At 74.7% G+C, this 20,203-nt stretch carries 5 protein-coding genes and 2 pseudogenes; all 7 read left to right on the forward strand.

Annotation, left to right across the window (positions count from 1 at the left end; all coding sequences use genetic code 11):
- Positions 1–42 precede the first annotated feature (42 nt).
- The gene (locus tag CIK06_RS30135; RefSeq protein WP_095565815.1) at positions 43–8,187 is read left to right on the forward strand and encodes a type I polyketide synthase; all 8,145 of its coding nucleotides are present in this window, start codon (positions 43–45) and stop codon (positions 8,185–8,187) included.
- Between the two features lie 71 nt (positions 8,188–8,258).
- Positions 8,259–10,709 (forward strand): type I polyketide synthase, encoded by a 2,451-nt coding sequence (locus CIK06_RS18045; protein WP_369916224.1) that lies wholly within the window; start codon positions 8,259–8,261, stop codon positions 10,707–10,709.
- A gap of 411 nt (positions 10,710–11,120) precedes the next feature.
- A complete protein-coding gene (locus CIK06_RS18050) occupies positions 11,121–12,887 on the forward strand; it encodes a polyketide synthase dehydratase domain-containing protein (RefSeq protein WP_232533703.1) in 1,767 nt (588 codons plus the stop codon).
- Positions 12,773–13,387: pseudogene (locus CIK06_RS32525) on the forward strand (zinc-binding dehydrogenase); the annotation flags it as partial. The gene CIK06_RS18050 and the pseudogene CIK06_RS32525, both read left to right, overlap by 115 nt.
- A gap of 98 nt (positions 13,388–13,485) precedes the next feature.
- Positions 13,486–13,940, forward strand: a pseudogene (locus CIK06_RS32530) (SDR family NAD(P)-dependent oxidoreductase); the annotation flags it as partial.
- Between the two features lie 69 nt (positions 13,941–14,009).
- On the forward strand, positions 14,010–18,041 hold the full coding sequence (locus tag CIK06_RS31320) for a type I polyketide synthase (RefSeq protein WP_232533704.1): 4,032 nt from the start codon (positions 14,010–14,012) through the stop codon (positions 18,039–18,041).
- The gene (locus tag CIK06_RS18065) at positions 18,008–20,038 is read left to right on the forward strand and encodes a beta-ketoacyl reductase (RefSeq protein ID WP_232534328.1); all 2,031 of its coding nucleotides are present in this window, start codon (positions 18,008–18,010) and stop codon (positions 20,036–20,038) included. Before CIK06_RS31320 ends, CIK06_RS18065 begins: the two co-directional genes overlap by 34 nt.
- Positions 20,039–20,203: the final 165 nt, after the last annotated feature.

A 20,203-nucleotide genomic window follows, 5' to 3' on the forward strand; every position in this document is an offset into this window, starting at 1 on the left:
TACTGGACCCGACACATCCGCAACACCGTCCGCTACACCGACATGATCACCACCCTGCACAACGCGGGCGTCACCACCTACCTGGAACTCGGACCCGACAACACCCTCAGCGCACTCACCACCGCCTGCCTCCCCCACGACACCACCGCCACCATCACCACCGCCCACCTCGGCCACCACACCCACGCCACCCTCCACAACGCCGGACACCCGACCACCTGGACCACCAACACCACCACCGCCGGCCGGCACACCGAACTACCCACCTACCCGTTCCAGGGCGAGCGGTTCTGGATCCGTCGGCAGCCCAACTCCGCGGCCCTCGGCCTGGCCAGCACCGGTCATCCGCTGGTCGAGGCCGCCCTCCCGCTGGCCGACGACGACGGCTGGCTGCTCACCGGCCGCCTCTCGCTGCGCGCCCACCGCTGGCTGGCCGACCACGCCGTGCACGGCACGGTCGTGCTGCCGGGGACCGCGCTGGTCGAGCTGGCCGTGTACGCCGCGGACCGGGCGGGCTGCCCGGGCGTGCGGGAGCTGACGCTGCAATCGCCGCTGGTCATCCCCGAGCGGGGCACGGTGCGGTTGCAGACGACCGTCGGCGGCCCCGACGAGCGGGGACGGCGGCCGTTCTCCGTCCACTCCCGCCCGGACGGCGCCGACACGGCCTGGACCGCGCACGCGACCGGCACCCTGGCCGGACCGGCCGACGGCACCGGCGACGACCCGGGTGAGCTGGCCGAGTGGCCTCCCGCGGGGGCGGTCCCGGTGGACACCGAGCCGCTCTACCCGCGGCTGGCCGCGGCCGGCTACGGCTACGGCCCCGCCTTCCAGGGGTTGCGCGCCGCCTGGCGGGACGGCGACGACGTGTACGCCGAGGTCGCTCTCCCCGACGAGCAGCACCCGGACGCCGAACGGTTCACCCTGCACCCGGCGCTGCTGGACGCCGCCCTGCACGCCACCGCAGCCGCCGCGGCGGACCTGGACCGGGCCGAGTTGCCGTTCGCCTGGTCGGACGTGCGGGTCTTCGCCGCCGGCGCGACCAGCCTGCGGGTCCGGCTACGGCCGGCCCCGGGTGGCACCTGCGTGCTGGTGGCGGACGAGTCCGGTGCTCCGGTGGCGGCCGTTGCCGCGCTCGCCACCCGCCCGGTCAGTGCCGAGCAGCTGGCGGTGGCCGCGCCCCGGACCGGTGGCACGCTCTACCGGCTGGGTTGGACGCCGCTGAGCGGCCCGGTGGATGCCGGCGCGGTCGAGCCGGTCGCCGTGCTGGGCGACGGCCCGGTCGGGCCGGGCCTGGTCGGCTACCCCGGCCTGGCCGAACTCGCGGGCGACGACGGCCGCCCGGCCGTGGTGCTCGCCGCGGTGCCGGCCGGCCGCCACCCGACCGATCACGAACCGGTACGCGCGGCGCTGCGGCTGGTGCAGGACTGGCTGGCCGAGGACCGGCTGGCCGGTACCCGGTTGGTGCTCGTCACCCGGGGCGCGGTGGCCACCCGTACCGGCGAAGACGTCCTCGATCTCGCGGCGGCCGCCGTCTGGGGTCTGGCCCGGACCGCCCGGAACGAGCACGCCGACCGGATCCACCTGCTTGACACCGACGGCGCCGACCTCTCGGCCGATGTGCTCCGGCGGCTGGTCGCCGGCGTCGAGCCGGAGCTGGCGGTCCGCGGCGACCTGTGCAGCGTCCCGCGCCTGGCTCCGGCCGAGACGGCGGAGGTGCCCGGCGTCGGGCTGGGCCCGGACAGCACGGTACTGATCACCGGCGGCACCGGCGCCCTCGCCACACACCTCGCCCGCCACCTCGTCACCCACCACGGCATCCGCAAACTCATCCTCACCAGCCGACGCGGACCACACGCCCCCGGCGCCACCCAACTCCACACCGAACTCACCAACCACGGCGCCCACATCACCATCACCCCCTGCGACACCACCAACCCCCAAACCCTCACCACCCTCATCAACAACCACCAACCCACCCACATCATCCACACCGCCGCCACCCTCCACGACACCCTCATCACCAACCTCACCCCCCAACAACTCCACACCGTCCTAACCACCAAAGCCGACACCGCCTGGCACCTCCACCAACTCACCAAAAACCACCCCCACACCACCCTCATCACCTACTCCTCCATCGCCGGCACCCTCGGCAACCCCGGACAAGCCAACTACGCCGCCGCCAACACCTACCTCGACGCCCTCGCCCAACACCGCCACACCCAAGGCCTACCCACCCTCTCCCTCGCCTGGGGTCCGTGGGCCACGGATGACGGGATGGCGGCCGACAACGGGCGGGGCCGACCGGATCGGGGCGTCGTCCCGCTCAACGTCGAGAAGGGACTCGCGCTCTTCGACGCGGCGCTGCGCTCGGCGGCCGGGCCGGTCCTCGTACCCGCCAAGCTTGATCTCGCAAAGCTCGCCGAGCTGGAGCCGGTCCCGGCGGCGCTCCGCGGCCTGGTCCGGGTCCGGGCGCGACGCGCGGTCGCCGGCGCCGGGCTGCGCCTGGCCGGGCTGACCGGGACCGAGCGGCGCGCGGCGCTGCTCGACCTGGTCCGTGGCCGGGTCGCCGCGGTGCTCGGGCACGGCTCGGCCGCCTCGGTCGACCCCGCCCGCGCCTTCCAGGACCTCGGCTTCGACTCGCTGACCGCGATCGAGCTGCGCAACCAGGTCGGCTCGGCCACCGGGCTGCGACTGCCGGCCACGCTGGTCTTCGACTACCCGACCACGGACGCCCTGGTCGGATACCTGATGACCGAACTCGGCGGCGGCCGGGAAACCACCGCGGTCCGGGCCGCGACGGCGGTCGACGGTGACCCGATCGCGATCGTCGGCATGGCCTGCCGCTATCCCGGCGGCGTGAGCACGCCGGCGCAACTGTGGGAGCGGCTCGCGGCCGGCGCCGACGGAGTCGCGGCGTTCCCCACCGGCCGGGGTTGGGACCTCGACACCCTCTTCGACCCGGATCCGGACGCGGCCGGCAAGTCCTACGTCCGGGAGGGCGGCTTCCTCTACGACGCGGACCACTTCGACGCCGACTTCTTCGGGATCAGCCCGCGGGAGGCGGTGGCCATCGACCCGCAGCAGCGGCTGCTGCTGGAAACCTCGTGGGAGGCGTTCGAGGCGGCCGGCATCGACCCCGCGGCGCTGCGCGGCACCAGCACCGGCGTCTTCGCCGGGGTGATGTACGGCGACTACGGCGCCCGGCTCTACGGGCAGGTGCCGGACGGGATGGAGGGTTATCTCGGCACCGGCAGCGCGTACAGCGTGGCGTCCGGCCGGGTGGCGTACACGTTCGGTCTGGAGGGTCCGGCGGTCACCGTCGACACGGCCTGCTCGTCGTCGCTCGTCGCCATGCACCTGGCCGGCCAGGCCCTGCGCGCCGGCGAGTGCGACCTCGCGCTCGCGGGCGGGGTGACGGTGATGTCGACGCCGGGCACGTTCATCGAGTTCAGCCGGCAGCGCGGGCTGGCCCGGGACGGCAGGTGCAAGTCGTTCGCGGCGGCGGCCGACGGGGTCGGCTGGGGCGAGGGCGCCGGCATGCTCGTCCTGGAACGGCTCTCCGACGCCCGGCGCAACGGGCATCCGATCCTCGCCGTGGTGCGCGGGTCGGCGGTCAACCAGGACGGCGCCAGCAACGGCCTCACCGCCCCCAACGGACCGTCCCAACAACGCGTCATCCGGCAGGCCCTCGCCAACGCCCGGGTCGAACCCGCCGACGTGGACGCCGTCGAGGCGCACGGCACCGGCACCACGTTGGGCGACCCGATCGAAGCCCAGGCACTACTGGCCACCTACGGCCAGAACCGACCAGCGAACCAACCACTCTGGCTCGGCTCCATCAAGTCCAACATCGGCCACACCCAGGCCGCCGCCGGCGCCGCCGGAATCATCAAGATGATCCTCGCCATGCGGCACCACCAACTGCCGCAGACCCTGCACATCGACGAACCCTCCCCACACATCGACTGGACAACCGGCGAAGTCACCCTGCTCACCCAGCCCCAACCCTGGCAACGCAACGGCCACCCACGCCGCGCCGGGGTGTCCTCGTTCGGCATCAGCGGCACCAACGCACACATCATCATCGAAGAACCACCCGCCCCCGCCCCGGCGCCGTCCGGGGAGGACTCCGCCGCGCCGCTGCCCTGGCTGCTGTCCGCGAAGACCCCCGCCGCGCTCACCGAACTGGCCACCCGACTCGCCACCGTCGTCCCCGACCGCAACAACGACGACGTCGCCCACACCCTCGCCCGCCGTGCCCAACACACCCACCGCGCGGTGATCCTCGCCGACCACCACGACGCCCTGGCGGCTCTGGCCGCCGACACTCCACACCCGTCCCTGGTACGCGGCACCGCCCGACCCGTCGGGAAGATCGCCTTCCTCTGCACCGGCCAGGGCAGCCAACACCCCAACATGACCAACCACCACGACGACCCCGTCTTCATCGCCGCCCTGGACACCGTCTGCGCCGAACTCGACAAACACCTCGACCGGCCCTTGCGCCAGGTCATGTCCGACCCCGACCTGATCAACGAAACCCGCTACACCCAGCCGGCGCTGTTCGCCCTGCACGTCGCGCAGCATGCCCTGGTCACCAGCTGGGGAATCACCCCCGACTACCTCACCGGACACTCCATCGGCGAACTCTCCGCCGCACACCTCGCCGGCGTGCTTTCGCTGGCCGACGCCGCGCTGCTGGTCACCACCCGCGGACGACTCATGCAAACAGCCACCCCCGACGGCCTCATGACCGCCATCGAAGCCACCGAAACCGAACTCGCCCCCATGCTCGACCCGAAACTGGTCAGCATCGCCGGACTCAACTCCCCCACCAACACCGTCATCTCCGGCCACCCCGACACCGTCACCCAGATCGCCGACCACTGGGCCAAACTCGGACGGCGAACGAAGAAGCTCACCACCTCACACGCCTTCCACTCCCCCCACATGGACCCCATCCTGGCCGAATTCCAGGCCATCGCGGAAAGCGTCACCTACCACCCGGCACGGATCCCGGTCATCTCCAACCAGACCGGCGACGTAGCCCCCACCACCGACGCCACCTACTGGACCCGACACATCCGCAACACCGTCCGCTACACCGACATGATCACCACCCTCAACGCGGCCGGCGTCACCACCTACCTGGAACTCGGACCCGACAACACCCTCACCACCCTCACCACCGCCTGCCTCCCCGACGACCACCAGTCCACCATCGTCCCCACCAACGAACCCGCACGCACCCGCGCCCACCTGCACGTCCACGGACACCGCCTGACCACCCCCACCTACCCCGGCCGGCACACCGACCTCCCCACCTACCCCTTCCAACGCCAGCCGTACTGGCTGCACCCGCCCGCGGCGCGCAACAGCCCGGACGGCCTCGGCCAGACCGCGACCGGTCACCCGCTGGTGCAGGCCGAGGTCGAGCTTCCGGACGGGGGCCGCGTCTTCACCGGCCGGATCTCGCTGTCGGCCCTGCCGTGGCTGGCCGACCACGCCGTACAGGATCTGGTCCTGCTGCCCGGCGCGGCCTTCGCCGAGCTGGCCCTGCACGTCGCCGACCAGGTCGGCGCCGCCGGGGTCGCCGAGCTGGCCCTGCACGCGCCCCTGGTGCTGCCCGAGCGGGGCGGCGTACAGCTGCGGGTGACGGTCGAGCGCCCCGGCGACGACGGCGCCCGGTCGCTGGCCGTGCACTCCCGGGACGACCGGGCGGCGCCCGGCACGGACTGGATCCAGCACGTCACCGGCACCCTCACCGAGGTTGTCCCGGTCGCCGCGGCGATGCCGTTCGCGGCCGGTGAGTGGCCCCCGGCCGGGGCCGTACCGGTCGACGTGGCCGGGATCTACGACCGGCTCGGCCGGTCCGGGCTGCACTACGGCCCGGCGTTCCAGGGGCTGCGGTCGGTGTGGCGGGCCGGCGAGTCGCTGCTCGCCGAGGTGGAACTTCCGGCCGAGGCGGCCACCGCCGGTTTCGGCCTGCACCCGGCGCTGCTGGACGCCGCCCTGCACCCGGCCGCCGACGACGGCGGCCAGGCGCTGCGGCTGCCCTTCGCCTGGCGCGCGGTGACGCTGCACGCCGCCGGGGCCGGCACGGTGCGGGTACGGCTCAGCCCGGACGGCCCGGACGCGATCTCGCTGGCCGTCGCGGACGAGAGCGGCGCGCCCGTCGCGTCGGTCGGATCGCTGGCCACCCGGCCGGTGTCGACCGCGCAACTGGCCGCCCTCCGGCCGGGTGGGCAGAACCTGCGCTACCGGTTGGACTGGTCGCCCGCCGGCCCGTCGACCCCGGCACCGGCCGTCGCCCACCTCGGCACGACGCCGGACGGAACCCCCGATCCGGCCGCGATCGCCGACTCGGTCCCGGTCCCGGAGGCGGTGCTGGCCATGGTGCCGCGCGGGCGCGGTGCGGCCGACCACGAGCCGGTGCGCTGGGCGCTGCGGCTGGTGCGGGAATGGCTGGCGGACGAGCGTTTGGCCGGCAGCCGGCTGGTGTTCGTGACCCGGGGCGCGGTCGCCGCCGAGCCCGGCGCCGACGTCACCGACCTGCCCGGCGCGGCCGTCTGGGGGCTGATCCGGTCCGCCCAGAACGAGCACCCCGACCGGTTCGTGCTGCTGGATCTCGACCCCGCCGGTCCGGCCGAGCTTGCCGACGTGGCGCCGGAATCGCTGGCCCGCGCGGCCTGCGGCGCGGAACCGCAGCTTGCCCTGCGGGCCGGCGCGCTGCTGGCGCCCCGGCTGGCGCCGGCACCCGCCGGACCGGAAACCGCCGGGGGACCGGCCGCCGACCCGGACGGTACCCAGGGCCCGGACGGCGCCCAGGGCCCGGACGGCGCGCGGGCCGCGGTCCTCGACCCGGACGGCGCGCGGGCCGCGGTCCTCGACCCGGACGGCACCGTCCTGATCACCGGCGGCACCGGCGCGCTCGGCGCGATGCTCGCCCGCCACCTGGTCGGCACGCACGGGATCACCCGGCTGCTGCTGACCAGCCGCCGAGGGCCGAAGGCTCCCGGCGCGGCGGCCCTGCGCGCCGAACTGCGCGGCCTCGGCGCCCAGGTCAAGATCGTCGCCTGCGACCTGGCCGACCGGGAGCAGGCCGCGGCGCTGCTGCGCTCGGTGCCGGCCCGGCGCCCGCTGACCGCGGTGTTCCACACGGCCGGCGTCCTCGACGACGGCGTGGTCGAGTCGCTCACCCCGGACCGCCTGGACGCGGTGCTGGCGCCGAAGCTGGACGCCGCCCACCACCTGCACGAGCTGACCGCCGACCGGCCACCCGCCGCGTTCGTGCTCTACTCCTCGGTCGCCGGTGTGCTGGGCAGCCCCGGCCAGGCGAACTACGCGGCCGCCAACGCCTACCTGGACGCGCTCGCCGCGCACCGCCGGGCGCACGGGCTGCCCGCCGTCGCCCTGGCCTGGGGGCTGTGGGCGGCCGACGGCGGCATGGGCGGGGACGCCGAGGCCGGCCGGGCGGCGCGCGGCGGTCTGCTGCCGCTCGCCGCCGAGCAGGGGCTGGCGGTGCTCGACGCGGCCCTGGCCGGTACGCCGCCGGCCCTGGTGGCGGCCCGCTTCGACCTGGCCGCCGGCGCGGCCGGCGGGTTCGTTCCGGCCGTGCTGCGCGGTCTGGTCCGGGTCCCGACCCGCCGGGCGGCCACCCCGTCGGTGCCGCTCGAACAGCGGCTGGCCGGGTTGGCCGGGCCGGCTCGGGACCGGCTGGTGCTGGACCTGGTCCGGACCGAGGTCGCCGGGGTACTCGGGCACGCGGACCCGTCGGCCATCGACGCCGGTCGGGGCTTCCTGGACCTGGGCTTCGACTCGCTCACCGCCGTCGAGCTGCGCAACCGGCTGGCCGCGGCGACCGGGCTGCGCCTGCCGGCCACCACGCTGTTCGACTACCCGACACCGGCCGGACTCGCCACCCAACTGCGGGTGGAGGCGGAGGCCCGGGGTGGCACGCCCACCGAACGGGACGCGGAGACCGAGCTGCGGGAGCGGATCGCGGCGATCCCGCTGGCCCGGTTCCGCGAGGCCGGCCTGCTGGAACTGGTGCTGAGCCTGGAGAACCAGCCGGCCGGGCCGGCCGGCGAGCCCGGCGGCGACCGCGGGGACGACATCGACGCCGCCGACATCGACGACCTCGTGCAGATGGCGCTGGCCCGCGCCGAGGACCGGACCAGCTGACCTCCATCGACCATCCCACGACCGCTGCACCGACGACGAGATCCGGAGCACCTGTGATGCCTGCCGACAATGTGGCCGAGACGACGAACCCGAGGACCGAGCCGGCGCGTACCGACGAGAAGCTCCGCGACTATCTGCGGCGCGCGACGGCCGACCTGCGGCAGGCCAACCGGCGGGTGCGGGAGCTGGAGTCACGGGATCACGAGCCGATCGCCATCGTGGCGATGAGCTGTCGCTATCCCGGCGGGGTCGGGTCGGTCGCGGACCTGTGGCGGCTGCTGGCGACCGGCGGGGACGCCGTCGGCGAATTCCCGGCCCGGCCCGGCTGGGACGCCGACGAGCTGTACGACCCGGACCCGGACGCCTCGGGCAGGTCGTACGTCCGGGAGGGCGGGTTCCTGCACGGGGCGAGCGAGTTCGACGCGGACTTCTTCGGGATCAGCCCGCGGGAGGCGCTGGCGATGGACCCGCAGCAGCGGCTGCTGCTGGAAACCTCGTGGGAGGTGTTCGAGGCGGCCGGGATCGATCCCGAGTCGCTGCGCGGCAGCGCGACCGGGGTGTTCATCGGCGCGACCGGCCAGGACTACATGGTGCGGTTGATGCAGGGCCTGGAAAGCGTCGAGGGGTACGTCGTGACCGGCAGCTCGGCGAGCGTCGCGTCGGGCCGGATCGCCTACACGTTCGGCCTGGAGGGTCCGGCGGTCACCGTCGACACGGCCTGCTCGTCGTCGCTTGTCGCCATGCACCTGGCCGGGCAGGCGCTGCGCGGCGGGGAGTGCGACCTGGCCCTGGCCGGTGGCGCCACGGTGATGGCGACGCCGGGGCTGTTCACCGAGTTCAGCCGGCAGCGCGGGCTGGCCCGGGACGGCAGGTGCAAGTCGTTCGCGGCGGCGGCCGACGGGGTCGGCTGGGGCGAGGGCGCCGGCATGCTCGTCCTGGAACGGCTCTCCGACGCCCAACGCAACAACCACCCGATCCTGGCCGTGGTGCGCGGGTCGGCGGTCAACCAGGACGGCGCCAGCAACGGGCTCACCGCCCCCAACGGACCGTCCCAGCAGCGCGTCATCCGGCAGGCCCTCGCCAACGCCCGACTCACCTCCTCCGACGTGGACGCGGTCGAGGCGCACGGCACCGGCACCACGTTGGGCGACCCGATCGAAGCCCAGGCACTGCTGGCCACCTACGGGCAGGACCGGACCGCGGACCGGCCGCTGTGGCTGGGCTCGATCAAGTCGAACATCGGGCACGCGCAGGCCGCCGCCGGCGTGGCCAGCGTGATCAAGATGGTCCAGGCCATGCGGCACGATCTGCTCCCGCAGACCCTGCACGTGGATGCCCCGTCGCCGCACGTCGACTGGTCGGCCGGAAACATCACCCTGCTCACCGAGCCCCAACCCTGGCAACGCAACGGGCATCCGCGCCGCGCCGGGGTGTCCTCGTTCGGCATCAGCGGCACCAACGCACACATCATCATCGAAGAACCACCCGCCCCCGCCGACGAACCGGAGCAGCCGGCGACGGAGCCCCGGCCGGAGCAGGCCGGGCCGAAGCAGGCCGGGCCGGAGCAGGCCGGGCCGCAGCCGGAGTCCGACGGTCCGGAGTCGGTCGGCGCGCCGGCGCCGTGGCTGCTGTCGGCCAAGACCCCCGCCGCGCTCACCGAACTGGCCACCCGACTCGCCACCGTCGTCCCCGACCGCAACGGCGACGACGTCGCCCACACCCTCGCCCGCCGTGCCCAACACCCGCACCGCGCCGTGATCCTCGCCGACCACCGGGACGCCCTGGCCGCTCTCGCCGCCGGCGACCAACACCCCGCTCTGGTACGCGGCACCGCCCGACCCGCCGGGAAGATCGCCTTCCTCTGCACCGGCCAGGGCAGCCAACACCCCAACATGACCAACCACCACGACGACCCCGTCTTCATCGCCGCCCTGGACACCGTCTGCGCCGAACTCGACAAACACCTCGACCGGCCGTTGCGCCAGGTCATGTCCGACCCCGACCTGATCAACGAAACCCGCTACACCCAGCCCGCCCTGTTCGCCCTGCACGTCGCGCAGCATGCCCTGGTCACCAGCTGGGGAATCACCCCCGACTACCTCACCGGACACTCCATCGGCGAACTCTCCGCCGCCCACCTCGCCGGCATCCTTTCGCTGGCCGACGCCGCGCTGCTGGTCACCACCCGCGGACGACTCATGCAAACAGCCACCCCCGACGGCCTCATGACCGCCATCGAAGCCACCGAAACCGAACTCGCCCCCATGCTCGACCCAGACAAGGTCAGCATCGCCGGACTCAACTCCCCCACCAACACCGTCATCTCCGGCCACCCCGACACCGTCACCGCCATCGCCGACCACTGGGCCAAACTCGGACGACGAACCAAGCGGTTGACCACCTCACACGCCTTCCACTCCCCCACATGGATTCGATCCTCGCCGAATTCCAGGCCATCGCGGAAAGCGTCACCTACCACCCGGCCCACACCCCGATCATCTCCAACCAGACCGGCGACGTAGCCCCCACCACCGACGCCACCTACTGGACCCGACACATCCGCAACACCGTCCGCTACACCGACATGATCACCACCCTGCACAACGCGGGCGTCACCACCTACCTGGAACTCGGACCCGACAACACCCTCAGCGCACTCACCACCGCCTGCCTCCCCACGACACCACCGCCACCATCACCACCGCCCACCTCGGCCACCACACCCACGCCACCCTCCACAACGCCGGACACCCGACCACCTGGACCACCAACACCACCACCGCCGGCCGGCACACCGAACTACCCACCTACCCCTTCCAACGCCAGCCGTACTGGGTGCAGGGCCGCCCCGGCGACGCCGGCGGCCTGGGGCTGGGCGGGACCACCCACCCCTGCTCGGGGCGGCGTTGCCGCTGGCCGGCGAGGACGGCTGGGTGTTCACCGGCCACCTCAGCCTGAAGAGCCACCCCTGGCTGGCCGGGCACGCCGTGCACGGCACGGTGCTGCTGCCGGCCACCGCGTTCGTCGACCTGGCGCTGCACGCCGCCGACCAGGTCGGGTCCGCCGGCGTCGACGAGTTGCTGCTGGAGGCGCCGCTGGTGCTGGACCCGCGCGGCGGCGTCCACCTGCAGACCTCGGTGGGCGCGCCGGACGAGCGGGGCGCCCGGACGGTGGCCGTGCACTCCCGGCCGGCCGCCGACGATCAGGCACCGTGGGTACGGCACGCGAGCGGCATGCTGCGCCCGGCCGGTTCGGAGCCCGCCGAGGCCGCGCAGGCGGACCTGTCCGGGCCGTGGCCGCCGGAGGACGCCACGCCGGTGGACGTGTCCCGGCTCTACCCCGAGCTGGCCGCGGCGGGGCTCGGCTACGGCCCGGCCTTCCAGGGCGTCCATGCCGCGTGGCGCGTCGGCGACGTCGTCTACTCGGACGTCCGGCTGCCCGACGACGCGGACCCGGACGGCTTCGGCGTACACCCGGCGCTGCTCGACGCGGCCCTGCACGGCATGGTGCTCGGCGCCGCCGCCCGGGACGCGGCGGATCCGGCGATCCGGTTGCCGTTCGCCTGGTCCGGCGTGACGCTGCTGGCCGGCGGCGCCACCCGGCTGCGGGTCCGGCTGGCGCCGGCGCCCACCGGCGACGCGGTCTCGGTGCAGGTCGCCGACGCGTCCGGCGCCCCGGTCGCGTCGATCGAGTCGCTGTCGCTGCGGGCGGTCTCGGCCGAGCAGTTGGCCGCGGCGGGTCCGCGCGCGGACGGCTCGCTGTACGAGGTGCGCTGGGTGCCGGTGCGGCAGGCCGACGAGCCGGACGAGGCCGCGCCGGTGGTGCTGGGCGCCGGGGAGTACCCGGACGCCGATGCGCTGTTCGCCGCCCTGGACGCCGGGCGGGAGACGCCGGGAGAGGCGCCGGGGAAGGCGCCGATGGAGGCGCCCGGGACGGTGGTGGCGGCGGTACCGGCCGGTGAGTCCGGAGCCGATCACGGGCCGACCAACTGGACGCTGGAGCTGCTCCGCCGGTGGCTGGCCGAGGACCGGCTGGCCGGTACGACGCTGGTGCTGCGTACCTGGAACGCCGTCGCGGCCCAGCCCGGCGACCGGTTGGACGATCCGGCGCAGGCCGCGGTCTGGGGTCTGGTACGGGTCGCCCAGAACGAGCATCCGGGTCGGTTCGTGCTGGTGGACGGCGCGGCGGAGGTCGTGTCGTCGCTGCCTGCCCTGCTCGCTACCGGTGAGCCGCAGTTGGCCGTGCGGGACGGTATCGCCTACGCACCACGCCTGACCCGCACCACCGACACACCACCCCTACCCACCCCGACGGCCCCTGGCAACTCGGCGTCACCACCCCCGGCACCCTCGACAACCTCGCCCTCCTACCCGCACCCCAACAAACCGAACCCCTCGCCCCCGGACAGGTCCGCATCGCCGTCCGCGCCGCCGGCCTCAACTTCCGCGACATCCTCATCGCCCTGGACATGTACCCCGGCACCGCCACCATCGGCGGCGAAGCCGCCGGCATCATCACCCACACCGCCGACGACGTCACCACCCTCACCCCCGGCCAACCCGTCATGGGCCTCTTCACCGGCGCCATGGGACCCACCGCCACCACCGACCAACGACTGGTCGCCCCCATCCCACCGGGCTGGACCTTCGCCGAAGCCGCCGCCGCGCCGATCGTCTTCCTCACCGCCTGTTACGCGCTGACCCGGCTGACCGTGCTGCGGCCCGGTGAGCGGATCCTGATCCACGCCGCGACCGGCGGGGTCGGCACCGCCGCCGTGCAACTGGCCCGGCACCTCGGCGCCGACGTCTACGCGACCGCCAGCCAGCCCAAGTGGGCGACGCTGCGCGGCCAGGGTGTCAGCGAGGACCGGATCGGCAACAGCCGGACGCTGGACTTCGAGCGGCAGTTCCTGGACGCCACCGACGGCGCCGGCATGCACGTCGTCCTCGACTGCCTCGCCCGCGAATTCGTCGACGCCTCGCTACGCCTGCTGCCGCACGGCGGCCACTTCCTGGAGATGGGCAAGACCGACATCCGCAAGCCAGCCGAGGTCGCCGCCGCCCACCCCGGGGTGGAGTACCAGGCCTTCGACATGGTCGACGCCGGCCCCGATCTGGTCGCCGAGATGTTCGGTGAACTCGGCGAACTGTTCGCCTCCGGCACGCTCCGGCCGCTGCCGGTCACCGCCTTCGACATCCACCACGCCCCCACCGCCTTCCGCTACCTCAGCCAAGCCCGACACACCGGCAAAGTCGTCCTCACCATCCCCCCACCCTCAACCCCACCGACACCATCCTCATCACCGGCGGCACCGGCGCCCTCGCCACACACCTCGCCCGCCACCTCGTCACCCACCACGGCATCCGCAAACTCATCCTCACCAGCCGACGCGGACCACACGCCCCCGGCGCCACCCAACTCCACACCGAACTCACCAACCACGGCGCCCACATCACCATCACCCCCTGCGACACCACCAACCCCCAAACCCTCACCACCCTCATCAACAACCACCAACCCACCCACATCATCCACACCGCCGCCACCCTCCACGACACCCTCATCACCAACCTCACCCCCAACAACTCCACACCGTCCTAACCACCAAAGCCGACACCGCCTGGCACCTCCACCAACTCACCAAAAACCACCCCCACACCACCCTCATCACCTACTCCTCCATCGCCGGCACCCTCGGCAACCCCGGACAAGCCAACTACGCCGCCGCCAACACCTACCTCGACGCCCTCGCCCAACACCGCCACACCCAAGGCCTACCCACCCTCTCCCTCGCCTGGGGACTCTGGGAGGAACCCGCCGGCATGGCCGGCGAGGGCACCCGGCGCCCGGCGGGTCGGGGCGGGCTCGCCGCGCTGACCGCCGCGCAGGGGCTGGCCCTGTTCGACGCGGCGCTGCACGCCGCCCGGCCGGCGGTGGTGCCGGCCCGGCTGGACGCCCGGGCGCTGCGCGCCCTCTCCGGCGCGGTGCCGCCGATCCTGCGCGGCCTGGTCCGCGGGCCGGCCCGGCGGGCCGCCAACACGGACACCGCAGACGGCGACGCGCTGCGCGACCGGTTGGCCGGGCTGGGCGAGGCGGAGCAGACCCGGCTGCTGGTGGACCTGATCCGTACGCACATCGCGGCCGTCCTCGGCCACGCCTCGGCGAACGACATCGACCCGGAGCGGCCGTTCTCCGAACTCGGTTTCGACTCGCTGACCGGGGTGGAGCTGCGCAACCGGCTGAACGCGGCCACCGGGCTGCGGATGTCGCCGACCGCGGTCTTCGACTACCCCACGCCGGCGGCGCTCGGCGGCTTCCTGCGCACCGAGTTCGGCGGCACCCGCGCGAAGACCACCACCCGCCGGGCCGCGGCCACCAGCCGGCCGGCCGACGAGCCGGTGGCCATCGTCGGGATGGCCTGCCGGTTCCCCGGCGGCGCGGACAGCCCCGAGCAGCTGTGGCAGGTGCTGTCCGGCGGCGTGGACGCGATCGGCCGGTTCCCGGACCGGCCCGGCTGGAACACCGCCGACCTGTACGACCCGGACCCGGGCGCGCCCGGCAAGACGTACGCGCTGGAGGGTGGCTTCGTCCCGCACGCGGCCGACTTCGACGCCGACTTCTTCGGCATCAGCCCCCGGGAGGCAATCGCCACCGACCCGCAGCAGCGGCTGCTGCTGGAGACCACCTGGGAGGCGCTGGAGCGGGCCGGGATCGATCCGGCGACCCTGCGCGGCAGCAACACCGGCGTCTTCGCCGGGGTGATCGCGCAGGCGTACGGCAGCACCTCGCCGGCCTCCTCCGGCGCCGAGGGTTACCTGATGATCGGCACCACCACGAGCATCGCCTCCGGCCGGATCGCCTACACCTTCGGCTGGGAGGGACCGGCCGTCACGGTCGACACCGCCTGCTCGTCCTCGCTCGTCGCGCTGCACCTGGCCTGCCAGGCGATCCGCAGCGGCGAGTGCGACATGGCGGTCGCCGGCGGCACCACCATCATGGCCAGCCCGGCGATCTTCACGGAGTTCAGCCGGCAGCGCGGGCTGGCCCCGGACGGCCGGTGCAAGTCCTTCGCCGCGGACGCGGACGGCACCGGCTGGGGTGAGGGCGCCGGCGTGGTGCTGGTGGAGCGACTCTCCGACGCCCAGCGCAACGGGCATCCGATCCTGGCCGTGGTGCGCGGGTCGGCGGTCAACCAGGACGGCGCCAGCAACGGGCTCACCGCCCCCAACGGACCGTCGCAGCAGCGGGTGATCCGGCAGGCCCTCGCCAACGCCCGCCTCGAAACCTCCGACGTGGACGCCGTCGAGGCGCACGGCACCGGCACCAAGCTCGGCGACCCGATCGAGGCCCAAGCGCTGCTGGCCACCTACGGGCAGGACCGGCCCGCGGACCGACCCCTGTGGCTCGGCTCGATCAAGTCGAACATCGGCCACACCCAGGCCGCCGCGGGCATCGCCGGCGTCATCAAGCTGACCCTCGCCCTGCAACACGGCCAACTGCCGAAGACCCTGCACGCCGACGCCCCGAGCCCACACGTGGACTGGAGCACCGGGAACGTCTCGCTGCTGAGCGAGGCGCAGCCGTGGCAACCGAACGGACGGCCCCGCCGGGCGGCGGTCTCCTCCTTCGGGATCAGCGGCACCAACGCGCACGTCATCATCGAGCAGGCGCCGCAGGACGCGGTCGCCGACGAGCCGGCGCCGCCGGCGCCGGCACCGGTCGCCTGGCTGCTCTCCGCCCGCACCGAGCAGGCGCTGCTGGACCAGGCCGGGCAGCTCGCGGCCGCCGTGCGGGCGCAACCCGCGCTCCGCCCGGCCGACGTGGCGCAGACCCTGGCCACCGGCCGCGCCCGGCACCCGCACCGCGCCGTCGTCGTCGGCACCGACCGGGACGAGCTGCTGGCCGGCCTGTCCGCGCTGCCCACCGAGGCCGGCGCCGCGGGCCTGGTACGCGGCAGCGCCGACGGCCCGGCCGGCCCGATCGCCTTCGTCTTCCCCGGCCAGGGCTCGCAGTGGGCCGCCATGGCCGCCGGACTGCTGGCCACCGCGCCGGTCTTCGCCCAGCACATCGAGGCGTGCGCCGCCGTCCTCGACCCGCTCACCGGCTGGTCGCTGCTGGAGCTGCTGCGCGGGACGCCGGACGCGCCCCCGCTGGAACGCGCCGACGTGGTGCAGCCGGCGCTGTTCGCCGTGATGACCTCGCTGGCCCGGCAGTGGCAGGCCCTCGGGGTACGCCCGGACGCCGTCATCGGCCACTCGCAGGGCGAGATCGCCGCCGCGTACATCGCCGGGGCGCTCAGCCTCGCCGACGCCGGCCGGGTGGTGGCGCTGCGCAGCCAGGCCCTCGCCGCGATCGCCGGCCTGGGCGGCATGGTCTCGCTGCCGCTGCCCGCCGACCAGACCGAGAAGCTGATCGCCGGCTGGGACGGCCGGATCGGCGTGGCCGCGGTCAACGGCCCGGCCGCCACCGTCGTCTCCGGCGACGCCGCCGCGCTGGCGGAGCTGCTGGCCGGTTGCGAGGCCGACGGCGTGCGCGCCCGCCGGATCCCGGTCGACTACGCCTCGCACTCGCACCACGTCGAGGCGATCCAGGACCGGCTGCGGGAGGTGCTGGCCGGGATCGAACCGCGGCCGGCGCAGGTGGCCTTCTACTCGACGCTGACCGGCGAGCAGATCGACACGGCCACGCTGGACGCCGACTACTGGTACGCCAACCTGCGCCACCAGGTCCGGTTCGCCCCGGCCGCCCGGGCGCTGCTGGACGCCGGTTTCCGGCACTTCGTCGAGTGCAGCCCGCACCCGGTGCTCACCACCGGATTGCAGGACACCGCCGAACAGGCCGGCATCGAGGCCACCGTGACCGGCACGCTGCGCCGGGACGAGGGCGACTGGACCCGGCTGCTGATCTCCGCCGGTGCGCTGGCCGTGCGCGGCGTGGAGGTGGACTGGGCGCCGGTGCTCGCGCCGCTGCGGCCGCGGCGGGCGCAGTTGCCGACCTACCCGTTCCAGCGCCGCCCCTACTGGCTGCGCGGCGCCGCGACGGCCGACGTCACCGCGGCCGGGCTGGGACCGGCCGGCCATCCGCTGCTCGCCGCCGCCACCGAACTGCCCGACGGCGGCTGGCTGTTCACCGGCCGGCTCGGGCCGGACACCGCCGACTGGATTCCCGACCACGCCGTGCTGGACCACGTGCTGCTGCCCGGCGCCGCGTTCGCCGAACTCGCCCTGCACGTGGCCGCGCGGACGGACTGCGACCGGCTGGAGGAGCTGACCCTGCAGGCGCCGCTCGTCCTGGACGACCCGGCCGGCGTACGGCTGCACGTGGCCGCTGGGCCTGCCGACCAGGACGGACGGCGGTCGCTGACCATCGACTCCAGGCCGGCCGGCGCGGCCGGCGACGGCGGCTGGACCCGGCACGCCGACGGCGTGCTGTGCGCCACCGCGGCGCCGGAACCGGCGACGGCGATGCCACCGGGTGCGGCCTGGCCGCCCGCGGGGGCCGACGAGGTCGCCGTCGAGCAGTTGTACGAGCGGTTCCTGACCGCCGGGCTGGCCTACGGGCCGGCGTTCCAGGGCGTCCGGGCGGCCTGGCGGCAGGGCGACACGGTGTACGCCGAGGTGGCGCTGCCCGAGGGGACCGCGCTGGACGGCTTCGGCCTGCACCCGGCGCTGCTGGACGCCGCGCTGCACGCGATCGCGCTGATCCCGGGCACCCCGAGCAGGCCCAGGTGCCGTTCGTCTTCTCCGGTGTGGACCTGCCCGTGCCCGGGGCGGACACGCTGCGGGTACGGGTCGCCCCGGCCGCGTCCGGCACCGTACGGATGGACCTGGCCGACTCGGCCGGGACCCCGGTGACCACGATCGAGTCGCTGGCCATCCGCCCGATCGCCATCGAGCAACTGCGCCGCGCCGGTGGCCGGGACGGCGCCCTCTACCGGCTGGACTGGACGGCGCCGGCCGGCACCCCGGCGGACACCGGATTCGTGCTGGTCGGGCCGGATCCGCTCGGCCTCGGCCTCGGCGCCGCGTCGGCGTACCCGGACCTGGCCGCCCTGCGGGCGGCCGTGGCGGCCGGCGGGACCGCGCCCGGCCTGCTGGTGCACGTCGCCGCGACCGGCCCGGACGCCGACCAGGTCGGCGACCCGGTCGGCGCGGCGCACGCGGTCACCGGACGCGTCCTCGGGCTCTGCCGGGAACTGCTGGCCGCGCCGGAGCTGGCCGACACCCGGCTGGCGGTGCTCACCCGGGGCGCCACGGCCGCCGGCGGACGGCCGCGCGACCTGCCCGCCGCCGCGGCCGGGCTGCCGCGGGACCTGCCCGGCGCCGCCGTCGCGGGGCTGCTGGCCAGCGCCGCGACCGAGAACCCGGGCCGGTTCCTTCTGGTCGACCTGGACGACGACGACGCGTCGCGGGCCGCCGTCGCGGGCGCGCTCGGCGTCGCGGTCGCCGCCGACGAGCCGCGGATCGCCGTACGCGACGGGGCCGTCCTGGTGCCCCGGCTGGTCGCCGCCGACCCGGCCCCGGAACGGACCCCGCCGCGGCTGAACCCGGACGGCACGGTGCTGATCACCGGCGGCACCGGCACGCTCGCCGCGGACGTCGCCGCGCACCTGGTCACCGCGTACGGCGCCCGGCGGCTGCTACTGGCCAGCCGGCGCGGCGCGGCGGCCGACGGCGCCGGGGAACTGGTCGCGTCGCTGACCGCGCTCGGCGCCGAGCCGAGCATCGTGGCCTGCGACGTGGCCGACCGGGCCGCCCTGGCCGATCTGATCGGGGCGATCCCGGCCGCGCATCCGCTCACCGCGGTGGTGCACACCGCCGGCGTCCTCGACGACGGCATCCTGACCGCGCTCACGCCCGACCGGCTGGACACGGTGCTGCGCCCGAAGGCCGACGCGGCCTGGCACCTGCACGAGCTGACCCGCGACCGCGACCTCGACGCGTTCGTGCTGTTCTCCTCGTTCGCCGGCACGGTGGGCAGCCCGGGGCAGGCCAACTACGCGGCCGCGAACGCGTTCCTGGACGCGCTCGCCGAGCTGCGGTGCGCGGCCGGGCTGCCCGCCACCAGCCTGGCCTGGGGTCTGTGGGAGCAGCAGAGCGGAATGACCGCGACGCTGGAGCACGCCGAACGGGCCCGGATGGCCCGCAACGGCCTGCTGCCGCTGCCCGGCCCGACGGCGCTGCGGCTGCTCGACGCCGCGCTCGCCGACGGGGCTGCGGCCCTCGTACCGGTGCGGTTGGAGACCGCCGCGCTGCGCGCCCAGGCCGGCGCCGGCGTGCTGCCGGCGATCCTGCGCGGCCTGGTCCGGGTGCCGCCGCGGCGGACCTCCGCCGGGGCCGCCGCGCTGACCCGGCGGCTGGCCGACCTCGGCGACGCGGAGCGGGAGACGGTGCTGCTGGATCTGATCCGCGGCCAGATCGCCACGGTGCTCGGGCACGCCTCGCCGGACGCCGTCGACGTCGACCGGCCGTTCCAGGACCTCGGCTTCGACTCGCTGACCGCGGTCGAGCTGCGCAACACACTCAACACGATCACCGGGCTGCGGCTGCCCCCGACGGTGATCTTCGACTATCCGAACACCGGAGCGCTCGCCCGGCACGTCCGCGACCGGCTCGCCCCGGCGCAGGTCCGGGAGCCGGCCGCGGACGAGTTGGAGCGGCTGGAGACGGCCCTCGGCGCGATCGCCGCCGACGACCCCGGCCGCGGCCGGATCACGCTGCGCCTGCAGACGCTGCTGGCCCGCTGGAGCGAGCACTCGGCGGGTCCGGCCACGGCCGTCGCCGACCGGCTGGAGAGCGCCGACGCCGATGAGATCTTCGACTTCATCGACCGGGAACTCGGCCGGGCCTGAACCCAGCGCCGGCCGCAACCCAGCGCCGGCCTGAACCCAGCGCCGGTCGGGGCGCCGCGAACCGGTTCGCGGCGCCCCGACCGGCGCTGCTTTAGCACCCGGCAAGCCGCCCGTTAGCCCAGGTCGGCAACCTGGAGCAGGCCGCTTTGACCTCCGGACGCGGGA

The sequence above is a fragment of the Plantactinospora sp. KBS50 genome, from assembly GCF_002285795.1.
In the GTDB taxonomy this organism is placed as follows: Bacteria; Actinomycetota; Actinomycetes; order Mycobacteriales; family Micromonosporaceae; genus KBS50.